Source organism: Phyllobacterium chamaecytisi (genome assembly GCF_020164455.1).
Lineage (GTDB): Bacteria > Pseudomonadota > Alphaproteobacteria > Rhizobiales > Rhizobiaceae > Phyllobacterium > Phyllobacterium chamaecytisi.
The window spans coordinates 179,212-199,064 of the sequence record NZ_JAIQWW010000005.1; the positions used below are offsets into that span (position 1 = coordinate 179,212).

Here is a 19,853-nt window from a genome sequence, read left to right on the forward strand (position 1 = left end):
TTAAGATTTCAGCGGGGGCTTGCCGGGCAAGGTTTCCGAGCCGCCGTTCATGTCCAGCTGCATTAGCACGGTGTCGAGCCAACGGCCATGCTTGAAGCCTGAAGCCCTGATCGTTCCCGAATGTTTGAAGCCAGAGCTCAAATGCAAACGTATTGATGCTGATGCATCATGGCCATCGCCGATGACTGCGATGAACTGGCGGAAGCCGAGATTGGTGCAATCCTTGATCAGCTGTTGCAGCAAGACCTTGCCAAGCCCCTTCCCCTTGGCCTCCGGTGCAATGTAAATCGAATCCTCGACTGACCACCAATAAGCCGGGCGCGTCCGGAAGTAACTGGCGTAGGCATAGCCGATCACTGCCCCATCGAGTTCCGCTACTACGTAAGGAAATCCGTCCGCGGTGACTGCATGGAACCGCCGTGTCATCTCTTCCATATCGGGTGGATCGATTTCGTAAGTCGCCGTTCCGTGTAGGACAGCGTCGCGATAGATTTCGGTTATGGCCGGAAGGTCGGCGGGACGAGCTGAACGGATATGAATCTGGGACATGGAATTTCGCAATGAATGATGATCTTGCACGCTTCATGCACTTCTTTGCTTGGAATTTGAAGGGGAGCGTTGCGAAAATTGTCACCGCATCACCGGCGGCAGGAAAACGAAAAGGGCAGCGTTTCCGCTGCCCTTATCCTCAATTCAGGTTCGCAAGAGTTAGTTGCGGTTACCGAGGAACTGCAGAAGGAACATGAACATGTTGATGAAGTCGAGATAAAGTCGGAGTGCACCCATGATTGCCTTGCGGCCATAAGTGTCCGAGCTGTCGCCTTCGTAGTACATTTCCTTGATATTCTGCGTGTCATAGGCGGTCAGGCCGGCGAAGACCAGAACACCGATAGCGGAGATTGCGAACTGCAAGGCGCTCGACTGCAGGAAGATATTGATCAGCGAGGCAAGAATGATGCCGATCAGACCCATGAACAGGAATGAGCCCATCGCGGTGAGGTCACGCTTCGTCGTGTATCCGTAGAGCGACAGGGCGCCGAAGGATGCCGCGGTGATGAAGAACGTCTGAACGATGCTTCCGGACGTAAACACCAGAAAAATCGAGGACAGCGAGACACCGACAAGCGCGGCATAGACCCAGAACGTCGTCTGGGCAGCAGAAACACTCATCTTCTCGATGCGGAAACTCAAAAAGAACACTGCGGCAAGCGGTGCGAGCATCACAACCCAGCGCAGGGGCGAGCCGTAGATTGCAACGCCAAGATTTGTCAGCATCTTGCCGTTGGGCAACTGCGCTGCGGCAAGGGACGCATCATTGGTGGTCGCGAGATAAACAACTGCAAGGGCGGCAAAACCGGTCACTGCAAGACCGATACCCATAAGGTTATACACCTTCAGCATGTAGCTGCGTAGACCTTGATCGATCCCCGCGTCCACACGCACTCCGGCCGATGTACGGGCCTGGATGTTGCGATAGTCAGCCATGGTTTTCCTCATTTGCTTCGTCCCGTCGGGTGTCGGGGGGAATCCCGGGCGCCGCTGGCGGGACCCCAGCATGCCTTGCTAAGAATTATGGTGATTTAAACGTCTTATAACAAGACCTGATTTACTCAAGATCGTGTGTTGTGGTCCAAAATTACCCTGAATCCGTCCAATATTACATCGTTTTAATGAATTCAAAGGTTTCGCAAGATCGGCGCCGCCTTCTGGCCAAGTATTCGCCATGTGCCAGCGAGGCCGAAACCGATAGTCAGGACCAGCGCGATAATTACGGTCATCATGGCCACTTCCGGCTGGAAAGAGGCCGGCAATGTCATGACCCGCACAATCACATACCAGGCAGCCACACCACCGGCGAGCAACGCAAAAATAGCGGTCGAGAGGCCGAGCAACATATATTCGAGCGTAAAGGCCTTTATCAGCGTGCGTCTGGTCGCTCCAAGCGTTTTCAACACGACCGCATCATGGACGCGCGCGCGATTTCCTGCCGCCAAGGCACCGCCGAGCACCAGGATCGAAGCGATGAGTGCCACTGACGCCGCCGCGCGAATAGCAACGGCCAATTGTCCGACCAGCTCATTTGCGATGGTGATCGCATCCTTGACCCGAACGGTCGTCACCGCCGGGAAGGCGCGGGTCACATCGCGCATGACGGTGGCTTCTTGCTGCGAGGTGGCTGCGGGGTCGGTCAGGGTCGCCAGCCAGGCATGCGGCGCGCCGGTAAAGGTGTTCGGCGAAAACACCATCACGAAGTTGATGGCAAGGGATTCCCACTGTAGTTGTCGAAAATTGGCGATCCGAGCGGTGATGTTGCGACCAAGCACATTGACCGTCACGGTGTCACCAATCTTCAAGCCAAGATTGCCAGCCTCTTCGGCAGAGAAGGAGACGAGCGGTTCGCCGGAGTAATCAGCTGGCCACCACGAACCTTGTGTCAGCGTCGAGTTTTCCGGCACGGTTTTGGCGTAGGTGATACCGCGGTCGCCGCGCAAAACCCATGCGCCCTCGGGTGGAATGGTCAATTTGGTGATATCGGTCCCGTTGAACGCGACGATACGCCCGCGGAGCATCGGCGCGCTGACGATCTTGCCATTCGGCGCTGCATTTTGCAGGAGAGTCGTGAACTGATCGACCTGCTTGCTCTGAATATCGACAAAGAAAAAATTCGGCGCCCGCTCGGGCAGGTTACCCGCCAGTTGCTGGCGCAGACTGCCGTCGATAAGCGCAAGCGTAACAAGAAGCGTCAGTCCCAGGCCAAGAGACAGGACTACGGAGGGAGTAAGGGCACCGGGCCGGTGAATATTCCCAAAAGCAAGTCGCAGCGCAGTCGACCGCACGCGCGGCGCACGCCGAGCAAGCCATTGAACCAGAGCCGAAACAGCGCGCAAGACGACAAATGAGAATGCAACCGCGCCAACAAAGACCATGGCGATTCGCCGATCATAGGCAAAAACCACGGCCAGCAAGCAAAGGATGGCGATCAGAACAACCGCGGCCACCACATAGATTGGCTTAGGCCAGCCCCGCTGTTCAAACCCCTGTTCGCGGAAAAGCGCCGTCGCTGGAACGTCTCTAGCGCGCCCCAAGGGTAATATGGCGAACGCGAGCGTTGTCAAAAGACCAAACAGCGCCGCCCAGAGCAATGCGCCGGGATAGAAGCCGCCCTTCGAGGCGATGGGCAGAACGCTTTGCAACGCATAGCCAGCGGCATAGGGAATAAGGGCCGCAACGACCAGGCCGATGAGAATACCGGCCAGCGCTATGATGACAATCTGTATCAGATACACTGCGATAACGAACCAGCCTGGAGCTCCAAGCGACTTGAATGTGGCGATGACGCCGCGCTTTGCGTCGAGATAAGACCTCACTGCATTGGCTACGCCGACCCCGCCAACGATCAGGGAGGTCAGCCCGACCAAGGTCAGGAATTGTGAGAACCGTTCGATATTGGCGCTGAGCGAAGGCGCAGCATTGTTGCGGCCACGTATTGTCCAACCAGCTTGTGGAAATTGTTTCTGCGCTTCCTCGCGTATGGCCGTGATTGCAGCGTCTGTCGCCCCGGCTGGTAGAGCGATCTTGTAGCTATGATCGACAAGGCTTCCCGGCTGGATAAGCCCGGCGGCACCGAGCCCTTCAAGTGACACCATGAGGCGAGGTGCGAAGCCAAAGCCGTCGGATAGCAGATCCGGCTCGTTGCTGATGACTGAGCGCAACTCGAACGTTGCAGTTCCAAGGAGAACCCGGTCACCCAGCTTCAGATTGAGCCGGTCGAGAAATATCTGGGCAACAGCGGCTCCGTAGGCACCATCCTTTTCTGCAAACAGTGCCTGATGGTCAAGTGCAGGCGTCGTCTGCAGCGCTCCATAGAGCGGATAGGCATTGTCCACTGCCTTCACTTCCACCAGCGATTGATCAGACCCATCGGCAAGCCTTGCCATTGACCGCATGTTGGCGCTGACAGCAACGCGGCCCTTGCTGTCGAGAAAGGCCCGCTCGTCAGGGTTGACTTCACGCTGGTTGAGCTGAAAACGGATATCCCCGCCAAGGATGCTCTGGCCTTGCGTGGAGATACCCGCCGTAACGGAGTTTGCGACCGAGTTGACACCGCCAATGGCCGCCACACCAAGCGCAATGCAGGCAAGAAAGATATAGAACCCTGATAGGCCACCGCGCATTTCGCGCAGGGCGAAACGCAACGCCAATTTCAGGGATGGTGTAGCGCGGGCCGGAGATATTTCACTCATGCGCTTTTCGCCAGCTCCGGGGCATGCTCATCCGCTTCGATCAGGCCGGATCGCACGCGGATCTCTCGGTCGCAACGCGCGGCGAGTGTTGCGTCATGGGTGACAAGGACGAGTGTGACGCCGAATTCCTTCTGCTTCTCAAACAGAAGATCGGCTATCTGCCGGCCTGTCGCCGTGTCGAGATTACCTGTTGGTTCGTCGGCAATAAGGATCTTCGGCGACGGCGCTAGCGCGCGTGCAATCGCGACACGCTGCTGCTCGCCGCCTGAGAGTTCGCCAGGATAATGCGTAATGCGATCGGCAAGACCGACTGCCGCGAGCACATTTTCTGCAATGCTGAAGGCATCCGGATTTCCCGCGAGCTCGAGCGGCACAGCGACATTTTCGAGTGCCGTCATGTTCGGAATGAGATGAAAGGATTGGAACACGATGCCGATATTGCGTCCGCGGAACGCCGCGATTTGATCCTCGCTCATGCTTTCGAGCTTCTCGCCGGCAATCTGGACGGAACCGGAATCCACATGCTCAAGTCCAGCGAGAACCATCAAAAGGGTTGATTTGCCCGAGCCGGACGGCCCGACAATGCCAACTGACTGCCCATAATTGATATTTAGTGAGATGCCTTTCAGCACATGCACCGAGGAAGCACCGCTGCCAAGTGTCAACTCAATGTGATCAAGCGCGATAACGGATTTAGTCACGAAGCACTTCCTTTGCGGTATGGTCAGCACCAGATTGATTGCAGCTGGTCTGATATGGGTACCCAAGAATGAGATTCAAACCATTGTTACAGTTCTTCGTTTTAACTGGTCTAGTTGCCTTGCCGTCCTTGGCCCTGGCCAATCAAAATGCCGTGTCTGACCGCCCGTTGGCGGTCGTCGGTTTCGGCGACAGCCTGATGTCCGGCTTCCAACTGCCTATACAGGATTCGTTCACCGCCCAGTTGGAAAAGGCGCTGAAGGATAAGGGCGTCAACGTGACGATCACCAATGCGGGCGTCGCGGGCGAAACGACCACTGACGGCGTCTCCAGGCTCGATTGGTCGGTGCCCGAAGGTACCGACCTGGTGATTCTCGAATTCGGCGCCAATGACGCGCTTCGAGGCATCGACCCGGCTATCAGCGAGAAAAACCTTTCCGATATCCTGGAGAAACTGAAGCAGCGCAACGTTCAGGTCATACTTGCCGGCATGCTGGCGCCCCCCAATATGGGCAATGACTATGCGGAGAAATTCAACGCGATCTTTCCGCGTCTGGCGGAAAAATACGATGTGCCACTTTATCCCTTCTTCCTGGATGGGGTCGCGACAGTAAAATCATTGCAACTCGCCGATGGCGAACATCCGAACACCGAGGGTGTTGCCAAGATGGTTGAGGGTTTTCTGCCGCTGATGGAAAAGACCATAAGCCAGCGCACCGCATCACAATAGGTGCTCAACGCGCCGACACCCGCCATCCGGCAACCCGTTCTGCCACCTTTGGATGAGCCGTGTCTAATTTGTCGCGCCGGAGGATAATCTGAACTTATGTCTTGCTCGCGAGTTCATTCGATGATTCTCTAAAGTTACAACTCGATTCGGGGAGGATGCCTTATGCCGCGTCTCTTTACTGCCCTCGAAATCCCGAGGGACGCCGCTCTCTCACTGTCGCTATTGCGCGGTGGCCTGCCAGGTGCCCGATGGATTGATGTCGAAAACTATCACATTACACTGCGCTTTATCGGAGATGTCGAAGGCCATATCGCCGACGAGGTCGCTAATGCGCTCGACCGCATAAGGCGCCCGGAATTTACGCTGCAACTTTCTGGCGTGAACGCTTTCGGCTCAAAGAAGCCACATAGTCTGGTCGCAGGTGTGTCTCCTTCGCCGGACATTCAAGCGCTGCACGCCGAAATCGAGCGCATCTGCCAGCGCCTTATGCTGCCGGCTGATCAACGCAAGTTTACCCCGCATGTGACGCTGGCACGACTGCGCAATGTCCGTAATGAAGAAGTCGCGCACTATCTCTCCTCACGCGGAAACTTCTCTACAGCGCCGTTCACAATCGGACGTTTCGTGCTGATGTCATCGCGCGATTCCATCGGTGGCGGACCTTACATAGTCGAGGAAGCCTGGCCACTCGAAGCCCCGCGTTCTTTCTACCCGAACCGTGCGGAGAGGCCTTTGGAGGCCGCCAGGATCATTCGGTAGACGCGTTCGAAATCGACATTCGTGCCGTAATACGGATCCGGGATCTGTGTGGCGTCTCCAAGCGCGAGTTCATAGAACATTCCGACTTCCGCTGTGGCAAGGCTAGCTCGACGCGCTTTGATGGTCGCGATATTCTCCCGGTCCATGCCGACGATCAGGTCAAACCTGGTGAAATCGTCCGCAGTAAGCTGGCGGCACCTTTGGGCTGAAATGTCGATGCCGTGTCGGCTGGCGACGGCAATGGAACGTTCGTCCGGCAATTCTCCCGTGTGATAGCCATTGGTACCGGCGGAATCTATGAGGACACCATTCCCTTTCCCCTCTGCCGCAAGCACCGATCGGAATACACCCTCGGCCAAGGGAGAGCGGCAAATATTGCCGAGACAAACGAACAGAACGGAATGAAGCGGGTGTGATGTCATGCAAGCACTCTGGTTTGGACGGGGACGTGTTCACCAATTCCTGCAACAATTTCACTGAAACTCTTGCAGCAGGTGGCCGTTCTTCCCATGTTGTCACGGAATGGTTTTGAAGGAAAAGGGATGAACGACGCAAAGATTGGCGAAATTCTGGAACCGGGGAGTGAGGATCAACAGCGCTCCCGCGAGGAACGCGTTCGTGCGCGCTTTTGGAAAACGGCACGCAAGGCTGCAAAATCCATACCATTTCTCGATGAAGTGGTCGCCGGTTATTTTTGTGCGCTCGATCCTGCGACACCGACAAAGGTGCGTGGCATTCTTCTCGGTTCGCTTGCCTATTTCGTATTGCCCCTCGACTTCATTCCGGACTTCCTCTTCGGTCTCGGTTTCACCGACGACGTCGCCGTCCTGATGGCAGCATTGACCGCCATTCGCAGTCACATCACACCCGCGCATCGGGCGGCCGCACAAACGGCGATCGAAAACCTCGACCGCGACCCTTCGCCTGCCAATTGATTTCGATTCATCACAAGGATGTGAAACCGCGAAACGTCAAAGTCTCGCCGCTTTTGTTTGGCTGGAGTTCACAGGTGGGACGTTAATGAGGATGCGATATTCGTAGCTCTGAAAATTTGCTCTATCTTCACCGTTTGGTAACCCAGATTAAGTCAAATTAAGGGAAGCGAACTGGACAATGCGGCATCCGGAAATCTTCCGGGCCATTGCCGGTTCGCTAGTTATGAAATACGCGAGAAAAACTGGTAGGTAAAATGTTTGGAAAATCAATCGTAGCGATCTCTGTGCTCATGTTTGGGCTGACGGGAACAGCTCTTGCCCAGACCCCAAGTCAGATCAGCCAGTACAACGCGTGGGGCGCTTACAGCTACCAGCAGGGCAACGGTAAAGTCTGCTACGTCCTTTCTGTCCCGATAGACAAGCAGCCTGCCAAGATCGATCACGGTGATAACTTCTTCATGGTGAGCCAGAAGCCAGGTCAGAACGTCAGTTATGAGCCGCAGTTCAAGGCCGGTTACGATCTACAGGCAAATTCGAAGGTCGTTGTGAAGATCGACGAGCGCTCTTTCTCCATGTTTACCAGTGGCAGTCATGGCTGGATGGAAAACGCTGCCGAAGAACCGCAACTGGTCGCTGCGTTGCGCGCGGGACATCAGATGTCAATCAACGCTGTCTCGAAGCGCGGTACGAAGACGAGTTATGCGTATTCGCTGAAGGGTGTTTCGGCTGCTCTGAAGGCCATCGCGACCTGCAAATAACAATTCGAAGAGATATTGTCATAAAGGGGCCGAGCACTGTTTCGGCCCTTTTGCATGTGGAGGTGACGCGCGGGCTGGAACGTGGTATGAGCCCCGCTTCCGATTAGAACGTTAGAAAACTCCATGTCCGTATCGCTAGACCTGACACATCCTGTTGCCCGGGACAAATCCCGTGATGCCAGTCGAACCGCGATGGTTGAAAAGCCGTCGTTGATTGGCTTGTCGCGTGCGGAAATGGGCGAGGCGCTGGTTGCGATCGGCGTGCCGGAACGTCAGATAAAGATGCGCGTCGCGCAGCTCTGGCATTGGCTCTATGTGCGCGGCGTTTCCGATTTCGCGGATATGCTGAACATTTCCAGGGACATGCGTGAGCTGCTGGATCGGCATTTCAATATTGCGCGTCCGGAGATCGTCGAGGAACAGATCTCCAACGACGGGACCCGCAAGTGGCTGTTCCGCTTCCCGCCACGCGGGGCCGGACGTCCTGTCGAGATCGAAACCGTTTATATTCCGGAAGAAGGCCGCGGCACCCTGTGTATTTCCAGCCAGGTCGGCTGCACCCTCACCTGCTCCTTCTGCCACACGGGCACCCAGAAGCTCGTCCGCAATCTGACCGCTGAAGAAATTCTGGCTCAGCTGCTGATCGCTCGGGACCGCCTCGGCGATTTCCCTGATCGCAATACGCCGGACGGTGCAATTGTACCGGCTGAGGGCCGCAAGGTTTCCAACATCGTGATGATGGGAATGGGCGAGCCGCTTTATAATTTCGAGAACGTCAAGAAGGCTCTGCTGATCGCCTCCGATGGCGATGGCCTGTCGTTGTCCAAGCGCCGGATCACATTGTCGACTTCAGGCGTCGTGCCGGAAATTTATCGCGCAGGCGAAGAGATTGGCGTGATGCTGGCAATCTCGTTGCATGCGGTGAACGACGATCTGCGCGACATGCTCGTGCCAATCAACAAGAAGTATCCACTGAAGGAATTGCTCGACGCGTGCCGAGCCTACCCGAGCCTTTCCAATTCGAAGCGCATCACCTTTGAATATGTCATGCTCAAGGGCGTCAATGACTCGCTGGATGATGCCAAACAGCTGGTAAAGCTGCTCAGAGGCATTCCGGCGAAGATCAATCTGATCCCGTTCAATCCCTGGCCCGGTGTGAACTACCAGTGTTCCGACTGGGAGCAGATCGAGAAGTTCGCCGATTACGTCAACAATGCCGGCTACGCCTCACCGATCCGCACCCCGCGCGGACGTGATATTTTGGCAGCCTGCGGTCAGTTGAAATCGGAATCGGAACGCATGAAGAAGACAGACCGTCTGGCGTTCGAGGCGGCCATGATCGCCGGGCACGGCGAAGATTGAGCCAGATCCTGGCCTACTTGCTACGTTTTGCCCTGATCACGTTTGGCTTCGTCTGCGCGATTTTCGCCGCATCGTTGTTCCTCAACCTGCTGCTGCTTGGCAGTTCCGAGTTGATCGGCTCTGAGGGTCCATTCTTGTATTTGACCGTTCCAGCTTTTGCGGTGGTGATTGGCTACAGCATCTTCTTTCCGGCGGCGATTCTGATCCTGTATGCCGAACTGACCGCCTGGCGCGATTGGCTATTCTATGCGCTCGGCGGCGCTGGTATTGCCGTCATCATCATTGTCTGGAAATGGCGGCCGCAGGCAGAAGACACAAGTACGTTCGCTGCAATCCTCGCCACCGGTGTTGTCGGTGGTTTTGTATACTGGCTGATTTCAGGACGCAGTGCAGGCGTGATCGCCAAGCTTCCGAAAGACCTATAGCTCAAGCCCTACTTCGCCTGTGCCATCAGTATCTTCGCCGCGAAAGCGGAAAAAACACCCGCAAAAAGCCAATCGGTGATCCGGGTGACGGTCGGATTTTTCTTGAGCAATTTTGAAAACTTGTCTGCCGCGATAATCATCGGCGCAACCACAGGCAGGGCGAGCGGGATAAACAGCACACCTAGAAAAAACAGCTTTCCGGGTGCGTGAGGATCCGAGGCAGAGACGAATTGCGGCAGGAAGGTCATGAAGAACAGGATGATTTTCGGATTGAGCAGATTGATTCCGAAGCCGGTCAGCCAGTTTTGAAACAATGTATGCGATTGGCCGACCTGCTTTTCCGGCGAGAACGCTGAACCATGGCGGATTGCCTGATAGGCAAGCCATACCAGGTATCCCGCGCCGACAATCTTGAGCGCAAGGAACGCGCTCGGTGATGCAACAATCAACGCCGAAAGGCCGATAGCCACCATGGTCGTATGTACCACTATGCCGCTGCTTGCACCCGCCAGACAGGCAAAACCGGCTGCTTTGCCTTCCGACAAAGCACGCCCCACGAAAAGTGTCATGTCAGGCCCGGGGGTGATGGAAAGAACAAAGGTCGCAACGGCGAACTGCAGGATAATGGACCATTCGGGAATGAAGTTCATTCTATAAGCTCCGCTACGAATTTTGTCGGAAGCTAACGCGACTATCGGATTTTAACCACCCGCTTTCGACGCCTGCCGCCTATTTTATCTGGTGCATTTTCGAATGTTGTTCCCAAACGGTTGTCTTCTCCGGTGCACCGAACAACACAAGACCTGTACAGCAAGCTGCAGCTCTTCGAGACCAGCCTTGCCAACACCACCGCACCTGATAAAAGACCTGCAAGAGACAGCCGATATGCAGGAAAACAGAATGAACAAGTGGAAAGACGTCAAGAAGGTTGTGCTCGCCTATTCGGGTGGACTCGACACATCCATCATCCTGAAGTGGCTGCAGACGGAACTCGGCGCTGAAGTCGTCACCTTCACCGCCGATCTCGGCCAGGGCGAGGAACTCGAGCCGGCTCGGAAAAAAGCCGAGATGCTCGGTATCAAGGAGATCTATATCGAGGATGTCCGCGAGGAATTCGTTCGCGATTTCGTCTTTCCGATGTTCCGCGCCAATGCCGTCTATGAAGGCGTCTATCTGCTCGGCACTTCGATTGCCCGCCCGCTGATTTCAAAACATCTCGTCGAGATCGCAGCCCGCACGGGCGCTGACGCAATTGCCCACGGCGCGACCGGCAAGGGCAACGATCAGGTCCGCTTTGAGCTTTCCGCCTATGCGCTCAATCCGGACATCAAGGTGATCGCGCCGTGGCGCGACTGGACCTTCAAATCGCGCACGGATCTTCTGGAGTTTGCGCGCGAACACCAGATTCCGATCGCCAAGGACAAGCTCGGCGAGGCTCCGTTCTCCGTGGATGCAAACCTTTTGCACTCCTCGTCGGAAGGAAAGGTGCTTGAGGATCCGTGGGTAGAGGCTCCGGAATATGTGCACCAGCGCACAATCTCGCCAATGGAAGCGCCAGATAAAGTAACGGAAATCGAAATCGCTTTCGAAAAGGGCGATGCGGTTGCTATCGACGGCAAGCCGCTCTCCCCCGCAACTTTGTTGAAAACACTTAACGACCTTGGCCGCGACAATGGTATCGGCCGTCTTGATCTCGTCGAAAACCGTTTCGTCGGCATGAAATCGCGCGGTGTCTATGAGACACCCGGCGGTACCATACTTCTCGCCGCACATCGTGCAATGGAATCGATTACGCTCGATCGCGGCGCTGCCCATCTCAAAGATGAATTCATGCCACGCTATGCCGAGCTCATCTACAACGGCTTCTGGTTCTCGCCGGAGCGGGAAATGCTGCAGGCCATGATCGACAAAAGCCAGGATGATGTAGAAGGCACCGTTCGTTTGAAGCTATACAAGGGCAATGTCATGGTTTCCGGCCGGAAATCAAAGAAGTCGCTCTATTCGGACGCTCTCGTGACTTTCGAGGACGACCGCGGCGCTTACGACCAGAAGGACGCCGCCGGATTTATCCGCCTCAACGCGTTGCGGCTGCGCACGCTTGCCGCCCGCAAGCGCAACAGCTGATATTTCCGAACGCGAAACGAAGCGGGGCCCTGCCCGCTTTTTTGTTTGGCACACTTGCGTAGACTTTATCGCACAACCGGCTTGTGGCACTCGCTTCTCCGTCTTAGATGTTAGACCCATAGAGTTCCTTGTCCACGACGGAGTGCCCCCATGTCCTCAACGAAACCGTCCATCAACGCAGCATTGACAGAGTGGACGGGGCCTCTTGGGTTGCCCGACTTCACCGCTTTCAACGATGACGACTTCGCCGCTGCCTTTGATGCCGCCCTTGCAGGTGACCTCGCCGATATCGAGGCCGTGGTTAACCAGCACGACGTCCCAACGATTGAGAACACGCTGAAAGCACTGCAACTTTCTGGCAAGGACCTGGATCGTGTCTCCGCAATCTTCTGGCTGCGGGCCGGTGCCCACACCAATGAAGCGATCCAGGCGCTTGAACGGGTCATTGCACCGAAAATGTCACGCCATTCTTCCTCGATCATGATGAACCCGCTGCTCTTCGCGCGTATCGATTCGCTTTACGAGCAGCGCGATCTGCTCGGTCTCGATCCCGAAACAGATCGCGTACTGGAAAAGACCTGGAAAGGTTTTGTGCGCAGTGGCGCGCGGCTCGATGAACAGGGGAAGGCACGGCTTGCCGACATCAATGAAAGGCTCGCAAGCCTTGGCGCGCAATTCGGGCAGAATGTGCAAAAAGACGAAGCGGACTGGGCACTTTTCATCACTGACGAGGCGGAACTGGCCGGTTTGCCGGATTTTGTGCGTGATGCGATGCGCGGTGCCGCCGAAGAGCGTGACCGACCCGATGCCTGGGCAGTCACATTATCCCGCTCCATTATCGAACCGTTCCTGTCCTTCTCCGAGAACCGCTCCCTGCGCGAAAAGTCGTTCCGTGCCTGGGCAGCCCGGGGCGAAAATGGCGGAGAGACGGACAATACAGACATCGTTGCCGAAATGGTGAAGCTGCGTGCTGAAAAAGCCAAATTGCTCGGCTATAAAAGCTTCGGAGCTTACAAGCTCGATGACACGATGGCCAAAACGCCCAAGGCGGTTATGGACTTGCTGGAGCCAGTCTGGGACAAAGCCAAAGCGCGCGCCGCCGAAGAAGAAACCGATCTGCAGCGGCTTATCACAGGCGAAGGCCGCAATCACAAAGTCGAACCCTGGGACTGGCGGTACTATGCCGAGAAACTGCGCAACGAACGTTTCGCTTTCGACGAGGCCGAACTGAAACCCTACCTGCAACTGGAGAAGGTCATCGAGGCCTGCTTCGACGTCGCGACACGTCTGTTTGGAATTACGTTCGAGGAAAAACAGGGCATTCCGACCTGGCATCCCGATGTCCGCGTCTGGGAAGTTTTCAATGCGGATGGCAGCGAACGTGGTCTTTTCCTTGGCGATTATTTCAATCGCCAGTCGAAGCGCTCTGGTGCATGGATGAGTGCGCTGCAGTCACAGCACAAGCTCGACGGCGAGCACAAGCCGATCATCTACAACGTTATGAATTTCGCCAAACCGCCCAAGGGTGAGCCTGCTCTGCTATCGCTTGATGGTGCGAAAACGCTGTTTCATGAGTTTGGCCATGCGCTGCATGGACTTTTGTCGGACGTCACCTGGCCAGCCGTTTCCGGCACATCCGTATCGCGTGACTTTGTCGAATTGCCATCCCAACTCTACGAGCACTGGCTGACCGTGCCGGCCATTCTTGAGAAGTATGCAATTCATTACCGCACCGGCGAAGCGATGCCGAAGGCCTTGCTCGACAAGGTGCTCGCAGCCAATACATTCAATGCGGGGTTCAACACGGTTGAATTCACCTCGTCTGCGCTGGTTGACATGGCGTTTCATGCGGACGGTACCCCGCCCGTCGATCCGATCAAATTCGAGGCCGATACATTGAGGCAACTGGAGATGCCCGACGCCATTATCATGCGCCATCGCACCCCGCACTTCACGCACGTGTTTTCCGGAGATGGTTATTCAGCCGGCTACTATTCCTACATGTGGTCGGAGGTGCTGGATGCGGATGCGTTCAAGGCTTTCGAGGAGACCGGCGATGTGTTCAACAGTGATCTCGCTGCGAAGCTGAGACAATATATCTATTCAGCGGGTGGAAGCCGCGATCCGGAAGATCTCTATAAGGCGTTTCGCGGCAAGATGCCCACGCCCGATGCCATGATCGAAAAGCGTGGGCTTTGATTTGACGCAAGGTTCAGATCAGGCCTTGGCGAAATCCAGAAGGTCCTTGTTGAGCTGATTCTTGTGCGTCGTCGCAAGACCGTGAGGCGCACCTGGATAGACCTTCAGGGTAGCGTTCTTCACGATCTTAACAGCCTTGCGTGCCGCATCGTCGATTGGCACGATCTGATCGTCATCGCCATGGATGAACAAGGTCGGAATGTCGAACTTCTTCAGATCTTCGGTGAGGTCGGTCTCAGAGAATGCTTTGATGCAGAAGTAGGAGGCGGGCATTCCAGCCATCATACCTTGCAGCCAGAAGAAGTCTCTGACGCCTTCCGAAATTTTTGCGCCAGGTCGGTTATAGCCATAGAACGGCAGCGACAGGTCTGTGAAGAACTGCGACCGGTCAGCGAGGACCCCATCGCGCAGACCATTGAAGACATCTATAGGCAAGCCTTCGGGGTTGGCCTCGGTTTTCAGCATCAACGGGGGAATGGCCCCGACAAGCACTGCTTTGGCAACACGTTTTGTGCCATGTCGTCCGATATACCGGGCAACTTCACCGCCGCCCGTCGAATGACCGATCATGATTGCGTCCTTCAGATCGAGCTTTTCGAACAGCTCCGCCAGATCGTCCGCATAGGTATCCAGATCATTGCCATTCCAGGGCTGGCTGGAGCGTCCATGGCCGCGGCGGTCATGCGCAATGACGCGGTAGCCATTCGAGGCGAGGAAGAACATCTGGTCTTCCCAGGCGTCTGAAGAGAGCGGCCAGCCATGGCTGAAAACCACCGGCTGTCCCTTGCCCCAGTCCTTGTAGTAGATTTCGGTACCGTCTTTTGTGGTGATCGTAGGCATGGGAGTTGTATCCTTTCGCTGGTTGTTTGATTTCCGGTTGCGCGGGCATCTGGGCAGCTAACCCACCACCCAATTGTGCCAGTATCTGATGCTGGTGGTTGGAAAAGGTGGCGGGGGACGTCGTATGTAACGGGATATCACCCTTGGTGTAACTTCCTTGGATAACCCTAGTACGACGACCCCGGGTGTCAATTAATCGATATACGTACGTTGAGGTTGCTGCGCGTGGCCTCCGAATAGGGGCAAACAACGTGCGCAGCATCGACAATTTCCCGAGCCTGCGCCGCTTCGACGCCCGGCAGAGTGACCGCGAGCGCGACGTCCAGGCCGAACCCCTTGCCGTCCTCGCGGGGACCGATGCCAACTGTTGCAGTGACAGCGCTCTCCTCGGAAAGCTTCACTTTCTTCTGGCCGGCTACATATTTGATCGCGCTGAGAAAGCAGGCGGAATAGCCGGCGCCGAAAAGCTGTTCCGGATTGGTGCCGTCACCGCCATTGCCGCCAAGTTCCTTCGGCGTTGAAAGTGTAATTTTCAGGCGGCCATCTTCACTTGCTGCGCGGCCCTCGCGGCCACCGGTTGCTGTCGCCTTCGTTGTGTAGAGAATGCTCATCACTTGTTCCTTAAGTTGGTTGTTCCGCACGCATTAAATCGCACACAATTAAATTGTGCGCAATAGATATTTTGATATGTGGCGAAAAATTAAATGATGCGCAATTCAATTGCCTTTGCTATCTTGCACTGCCCTGGAAGGATACTGACAATGAACCCAACATCGGGAAATGCACCGGACTCACTCCTCAAACTGGAAAACTTCCTATGTTTTGCTATCTACTCGACCGCCAACGCTGTTACGCGTGCCTACCAGCCGCGCCTGGCGGCGCTCGGCCTGACCTACCCGCAATATCTTGTGATGGTGGTACTCTGGGAGCGGGAAAACCAGACAGTTAAATCGATCGGTGACAAGCTCAGCCTCGATTCAGGCACGCTAACCCCGCTCCTAAAACGTCTGGAGAGCGCGGGCTTGATCACACGCCGCCGCGACACGGCGGACGAGCGTCAGGTTCTGATCGGGCTTACGGATGAAGGCCGCGCCACGCGAAAACGCGCCGAAGCCATCCCCATTGCAATCGGACAGGCATTTGGCTGCACTCTGGGCGAAGCAAAAGACTTGCGCGCCGAATTAATGACCGTGCGCGACAATCTCATCGCCGGCATCGACAAGGCCAAATAAAAGGGCGCGGTCTCCCGCGCCCTTTTGCAATTCAAACGGCTGATGATCAGGCCGCGATTTTCTTCGGCTGGATGAGCCCGCGCGCAACCAGAAGCTCGGCAATCTGGATCGCATTAAGCGCCGCACCCTTGCGCAGGTTGTCGGAAACGATCCAGATGGAAAGACCATTTTCGACCGTAATATCTTCGCGGATACGTGAAATGTAAGTCGCATCTTCACCGGCGGCTTCGTAGGGTGTGATATAGCCGCCATCTTCGTGGCGATCAATAACCAGGCATCCGGGCGCATCGCTCAGGATCTCGCGGGCTTCCTCAGCACTCATCGGGCTTTCAAATTCGATATTTACCGCTTCGGAGTGACCGATAAATACCGGTACGCGGACGCAGGTCGCCGTGAGCTTGATCTTCGGATCAAGCATCTTCTTGGTCTCGGCGACCATCTTCCATTCTTCCTTGGTCGAGCCATCTTCCATAAAGACGTCGATGTGCGGAATGACATTGAAAGCAATGCGCTTGGTAAATTTCTTGGCTTCCACCGGATCGGCGACGAATACCGCCCGCGACTGCTGAAACAGCTCGTCCATGCCGTCCTTGCCGGCTCCCGACACGGATTGATAGGTCGCGATGACCAGACGCTTGATCCTGGCCTTGTCATGCAATGGCTTCAATGCGACCACGAGCTGAGCCGTCGAGCAGTTCGGATTGGCGATGATATTCTTCTTGGTGAAGCCAGTAATCGCGTCGGGATTAACTTCCGGCACGATCAGCGGTACGTTTGAATCGTAACGCCATGCGGAGGAGTTATCGATGACAACGCAACCCTGCGCGCCGATCTTCGGCGACCATTCCTTCGAGACATTACCGCCGGCAGACATCAGGCAGATGTCTGTATCGGAAAAATCGTAATTATCGAGGTTTTTGACCTTGAGCGTCCGGTCGCCAAAGGACACCTCGGTTCCCTGTGAACGGCGCGAGGCGAGCGCCACGACTTCGCTGACCGGAAAGCCACGCTCCTCCAGTATTGTAAGCATTTCGCGGCCCACATTGCCTGTGGCACCAACAACCGCAACCTTGAAACTCATCTGTAATATCTCCTGTCCCTCTCTGCTGTATAAACCCGCTGGCCACTGCGGGTCTTCTCCCCCGGGCCGGACCCGGGAGGGGGCGAGCAGGCCAAGGGAAATCAGACCGTTTTGGTGGTCGTTTTCGCAGTCTGTTTGGCCGAAATTTTAAGGGCAAGAGCACGCGCGTCAATGCCTCCGGCAAGCTTGCCGGAACCGTTCGTCAAAAAAAGCGCTGTTGATTCGCCACCCATGCGGGCATCTCCTTGTCCGCCTGTGCTTGTACGCGGTTTCGGTAAAGAGTCAATTGTCTCGGCAAATGACAAGAATATGTCGTGTTACGCACAATTTTCGCCAATTGACGTAAGATGCGGGCTTTGCTTTGATCAATATATGGTGAACACTTCATCCGTATATCGGGTGCGCGACCTTTGGGGGGAAGAATTCTGAAGGACATTCACCAGCGCCTGGTCAACGGCGGGGCAATAGGCTCTGCGGACGACCAAGCGTAGTGTCGACAGACGAGGACATGGCAAAGGGGGTTACCAGTCGTGTTCTTGGCTCAACTGCTGTTTTCTGGGAGGAAATGAGATGGCAACCACTTCTGTGGCCGACACTTCTAGTCGGGGTATGACGAGAGAGGAAAAGAAGGTTATCTTCGCTTCTTCGCTCGGAACGGTTTTTGAATGGTACGATTTTTATCTTTATGGCTCTCTGGCCGCTTTCATCGGTACCGCTTTCTTCAGTGAGTATCCGGAAGCGACACGCAATATCTTCGCGCTGCTGGCTTTCGCGGCAGGCTTCCTGGTTCGGCCATTCGGTGCCCTCGTTTTCGGGCGCATCGGCGATCTGGTCGGCCGTAAATACACATTCCTCGTCACCATCATGATCATGGGTCTGTCGACCTTCCTTGTCGGCATTCTTCCAGGTTCAGCCAGTTGGGGTATTGCCGCGCCCATCATCCTGATTGCCCTGCGCATGCTGCAAGGGCTAGCTCTCGGTGGTGAATATGGCGGCGCAGCAACGTACGTCGCTGAACACGCGCCAAACAATAGACGCGGCTACTATACGTCCTGGATTCAGACCACAGCAACACTTGGTCTCTTCCTCTCCCTCATCGTCATCCTGATCATACAGAATTGGCTCGGTAAGGAAGCGTTTGCTGCATGGGGTTGGCGTATTCCATTCATTCTATCTTTTATACTCCTCGGTATTTCCGTCTGGATCCGTTTGTCCTTGAGCGAATCGCCGGCATTCCAAAGGATGAAGGACGAGGGTAAAGGCTCCAAGGCACCGCTATCGGAAGCCTTCGGCCAATGGAAAAATGCGAAGATCGCGCTTATCGCACTCCTCGGCCTCACCGCCGGCCAGGCCGTTGTCTGGTATTGCGGCCAGTTCTACGCATTGTTCTTCCTGCAGAACGTTCTGAAGGTCGATGGCCAGTCGGTCAACATCATGATCGCCATCGCCCTTTTGCTTGGCACCGGCTTTTTCGTGTTCTTCGGCTGGCTGTCGGACAAGATTGGCCGCAAGCCGATCATCATGGCTGGATTGGCGCTCGCTATCCTTACCTACTTCCCGCTGTTCAAGGCGCTGACCTGGGCGGCAAACCCCGCACTTGCCGCGGCACAGCAGAACGTTCGTGCAACCGTGACGGCCGCGCCTGGCGACTGCAAGTTCCAGTTCAACCCTACCGGCACGGCAAAGTTCACCACGTCCTGCGATATCGCGACATCATTCCTGACCCGGAATTCGGTGCCGTATGACGTCGTTGCGACTGCTGCACCTGGTACTGTAGCGACGGTGAAGATCGGCTCGGAAACGGTCGAGTCCTACGACGCAACAGCTGCCGGAGCGGACGCAAAGGCAAAGGACGCGGCTTTCGCCAAGAGCGTGAACATCGCACTCCAGGACGGCGGTTATCCCCTCGTCCGCGACCCGGTGAAGGTTGTCGACTCAAAACTTGATGCTCTCATCGCAGCCAATCCGAAGCTCGCGCTCGATGCGGCTGCCATCCGCGCCGGCGCAAAGACCACGGTTCCGGTTGATCAAGCGATCAAGGATAAGCTGATGACCGCGGAAGAGGCCGCCGGTGCAACCGAGGTGCCGGTCTATAGTGTGCCGGGCGCAGGCGCATTCAAGATGGTTGCCGATCCGGCCGCTGTCAATTGGACAAAGGTCATCGCGATCCTCTTCGTGCTCGTGCTCTATGTGACAATGGTTTACGGTCCCATCGCGGCGATCCTCGTCGAGATGTTCCCAACGCGGATCCGCTACACCGGCATGTCCTTGCCCTATCACATCGGTAATGGCTGGTTCGGTGGCCTGCTCCCGGCGACGGTCTTCGCGATGAGCGCGTTCAAGGGCGATATCTACTACGGCCTGTGGTATCCGATCATCGTTGCAGCCATGACCCTGATAATCGGCCTCATCTTTGTCCGCGATACCAGGGGAGTCGATCTCCACGACATTAAGTAACCGGTAAC

20 protein-coding genes are annotated in these 19,853 nt (G+C 55.9%); 10 read left to right on the top strand and 10 right to left on the bottom strand.

The window, feature by feature from the left end; genetic code table 11:
- The 4 genes from LB462_RS09985 to LB462_RS10000 all read right to left on the bottom strand — a co-directional run bounded on the left by LB462_RS09985 (position 1) and on the right by LB462_RS10000 (position 4,945).
- Positions 1-549 (bottom strand): GNAT family N-acetyltransferase, encoded by a 549-nt coding sequence (locus LB462_RS09985; protein WP_224507442.1) that lies wholly within the window; start codon positions 547-549, stop codon positions 1-3.
- A gap of 159 nt (positions 550-708) precedes the next feature.
- On the bottom strand, positions 709-1,485 hold the full coding sequence (locus tag LB462_RS09990; protein ID WP_224507444.1) for a Bax inhibitor-1/YccA family protein: 777 nt from the start codon (positions 1,483-1,485) through the stop codon (positions 709-711).
- Positions 1,486-1,676: 191 nt separating this feature from the next.
- Positions 1,677-4,244 (bottom strand): ABC transporter permease, encoded by a 2,568-nt coding sequence (locus tag LB462_RS09995; protein WP_224507445.1) that lies wholly within the window; start codon positions 4,242-4,244, stop codon positions 1,677-1,679.
- A complete protein-coding gene (locus tag LB462_RS10000; protein WP_224507448.1) occupies positions 4,241-4,945 on the bottom strand; it encodes an ABC transporter ATP-binding protein in 705 nt (234 codons plus the stop codon). The genes LB462_RS09995 and LB462_RS10000 overlap by 4 nt, the downstream gene beginning before the upstream one ends.
- A gap of 68 nt (positions 4,946-5,013) precedes the next feature.
- Here LB462_RS10000 and LB462_RS10005 point away from each other — a divergent pair, with 68 nt between their 5' ends.
- Entirely contained in the window at positions 5,014-5,673 is a 660-nt protein-coding gene (locus LB462_RS10005) for an arylesterase (RefSeq protein WP_224507450.1), read from the top strand.
- 162 nt (positions 5,674-5,835) lie between these two features.
- Entirely contained in the window at positions 5,836-6,432 is a 597-nt protein-coding gene (gene thpR, locus LB462_RS10010; protein WP_224507452.1) for an RNA 2',3'-cyclic phosphodiesterase, read from the top strand.
- Here thpR and LB462_RS10015 read toward each other — a convergent pair.
- Complete coding sequence (locus LB462_RS10015; RefSeq protein ID WP_224507455.1) at positions 6,381-6,854, bottom strand: low molecular weight protein-tyrosine-phosphatase; 474 nt, start codon at positions 6,852-6,854, stop codon at positions 6,381-6,383. The two genes, thpR and LB462_RS10015, sit on opposite strands and share 52 nt — an antisense overlap.
- A 120-nt stretch (positions 6,855-6,974) precedes the next feature.
- Between LB462_RS10015 and LB462_RS10020 the strand changes: the two genes are divergently transcribed.
- The 4 genes from LB462_RS10020 to LB462_RS10035 all read left to right on the top strand — a co-directional run bounded on the left by LB462_RS10020 (position 6,975) and on the right by LB462_RS10035 (position 9,912).
- Positions 6,975-7,367, top strand: coding sequence for a YkvA family protein (locus LB462_RS10020; protein WP_224507457.1), 393 nt, complete (start codon positions 6,975-6,977; stop codon positions 7,365-7,367).
- 254 nt (positions 7,368-7,621) lie between these two features.
- Positions 7,622-8,125 (top strand): invasion associated locus B family protein, encoded by a 504-nt coding sequence (locus LB462_RS10025; RefSeq protein WP_114429668.1) that lies wholly within the window; start codon positions 7,622-7,624, stop codon positions 8,123-8,125.
- A 123-nt stretch (positions 8,126-8,248) separates the two neighbouring features.
- On the top strand, positions 8,249-9,487 hold the full coding sequence (gene rlmN, locus LB462_RS10030) for a dual-specificity RNA methyltransferase RlmN (RefSeq protein WP_224507459.1): 1,239 nt from the start codon (positions 8,249-8,251) through the stop codon (positions 9,485-9,487).
- Positions 9,484-9,912 carry a hypothetical protein gene (locus LB462_RS10035; RefSeq protein ID WP_224507461.1) on the top strand — a complete coding sequence of 143 codons (429 nt, stop codon included), beginning with the start codon at positions 9,484-9,486 and terminating at the stop codon, positions 9,910-9,912. Before rlmN ends, LB462_RS10035 begins: the two co-directional genes overlap by 4 nt.
- 8 nt (positions 9,913-9,920) lie before the next feature.
- Here LB462_RS10035 and LB462_RS10040 read toward each other — a convergent pair whose 3' ends face one another.
- Entirely contained in the window at positions 9,921-10,562 is a 642-nt protein-coding gene (locus tag LB462_RS10040; protein ID WP_209998885.1) for a LysE family translocator, read from the bottom strand.
- Between the two features lie 250 nt (positions 10,563-10,812).
- Between LB462_RS10040 and LB462_RS10045 the strand changes: the two genes are divergently transcribed.
- The gene (locus tag LB462_RS10045) at positions 10,813-12,036 is read left to right on the top strand and encodes an argininosuccinate synthase (RefSeq protein ID WP_224507463.1); all 1,224 of its coding nucleotides are present in this window, start codon (positions 10,813-10,815) and stop codon (positions 12,034-12,036) included.
- Positions 12,037-12,186: 150 nt separating this feature from the next.
- Positions 12,187-14,235, top strand: coding sequence for a M3 family metallopeptidase (locus LB462_RS10050; RefSeq protein ID WP_224507465.1), 2,049 nt, complete (start codon positions 12,187-12,189; stop codon positions 14,233-14,235).
- Between the two features lie 18 nt (positions 14,236-14,253).
- Here LB462_RS10050 and LB462_RS10055 read toward each other — a convergent pair whose 3' ends face one another.
- Both LB462_RS10055 and LB462_RS10060 read right to left on the bottom strand, forming a co-directional pair.
- Positions 14,254-15,075, bottom strand: a complete 822-nt coding sequence (locus LB462_RS10055; protein ID WP_224507467.1) for an alpha/beta fold hydrolase — start codon at positions 15,073-15,075, stop codon at positions 14,254-14,256.
- A gap of 188 nt (positions 15,076-15,263) precedes the next feature.
- A complete protein-coding gene (locus LB462_RS10060) occupies positions 15,264-15,686 on the bottom strand; it encodes an organic hydroperoxide resistance protein (RefSeq protein WP_224507469.1) in 423 nt (140 codons plus the stop codon).
- 150 nt (positions 15,687-15,836) lie between these two features.
- Between LB462_RS10060 and LB462_RS10065 the strand changes: the two genes are divergently transcribed.
- Positions 15,837-16,307 (top strand): MarR family winged helix-turn-helix transcriptional regulator, encoded by a 471-nt coding sequence (locus tag LB462_RS10065; RefSeq protein ID WP_224507471.1) that lies wholly within the window; start codon positions 15,837-15,839, stop codon positions 16,305-16,307.
- Positions 16,308-16,353: 46 nt separating this feature from the next.
- Here the strand turns inward: LB462_RS10065 and LB462_RS10070 are convergent, their stop codons facing one another.
- Both LB462_RS10070 and LB462_RS31140 read right to left on the bottom strand, forming a co-directional pair.
- Positions 16,354-17,388 carry an aspartate-semialdehyde dehydrogenase gene (locus tag LB462_RS10070; RefSeq protein WP_224507473.1) on the bottom strand — a complete coding sequence of 345 codons (1,035 nt, stop codon included), beginning with the start codon at positions 17,386-17,388 and terminating at the stop codon, positions 16,354-16,356.
- A gap of 101 nt (positions 17,389-17,489) precedes the next feature.
- Positions 17,490-17,621: a hypothetical protein gene (locus LB462_RS31140; protein ID WP_255626548.1), complete on the bottom strand. Its 132-nt coding sequence runs from the start codon at positions 17,619-17,621 to the stop codon at positions 17,490-17,492.
- Positions 17,622-17,958: 337 nt separating this feature from the next.
- Between LB462_RS31140 and LB462_RS10075 the strand changes: the two genes are divergently transcribed.
- Positions 17,959-19,845, top strand: a complete 1,887-nt coding sequence (locus LB462_RS10075) for an MFS transporter (protein WP_224507475.1) — start codon at positions 17,959-17,961, stop codon at positions 19,843-19,845.
- The last annotated feature ends 8 nt before the right edge of the window (positions 19,846-19,853 follow it).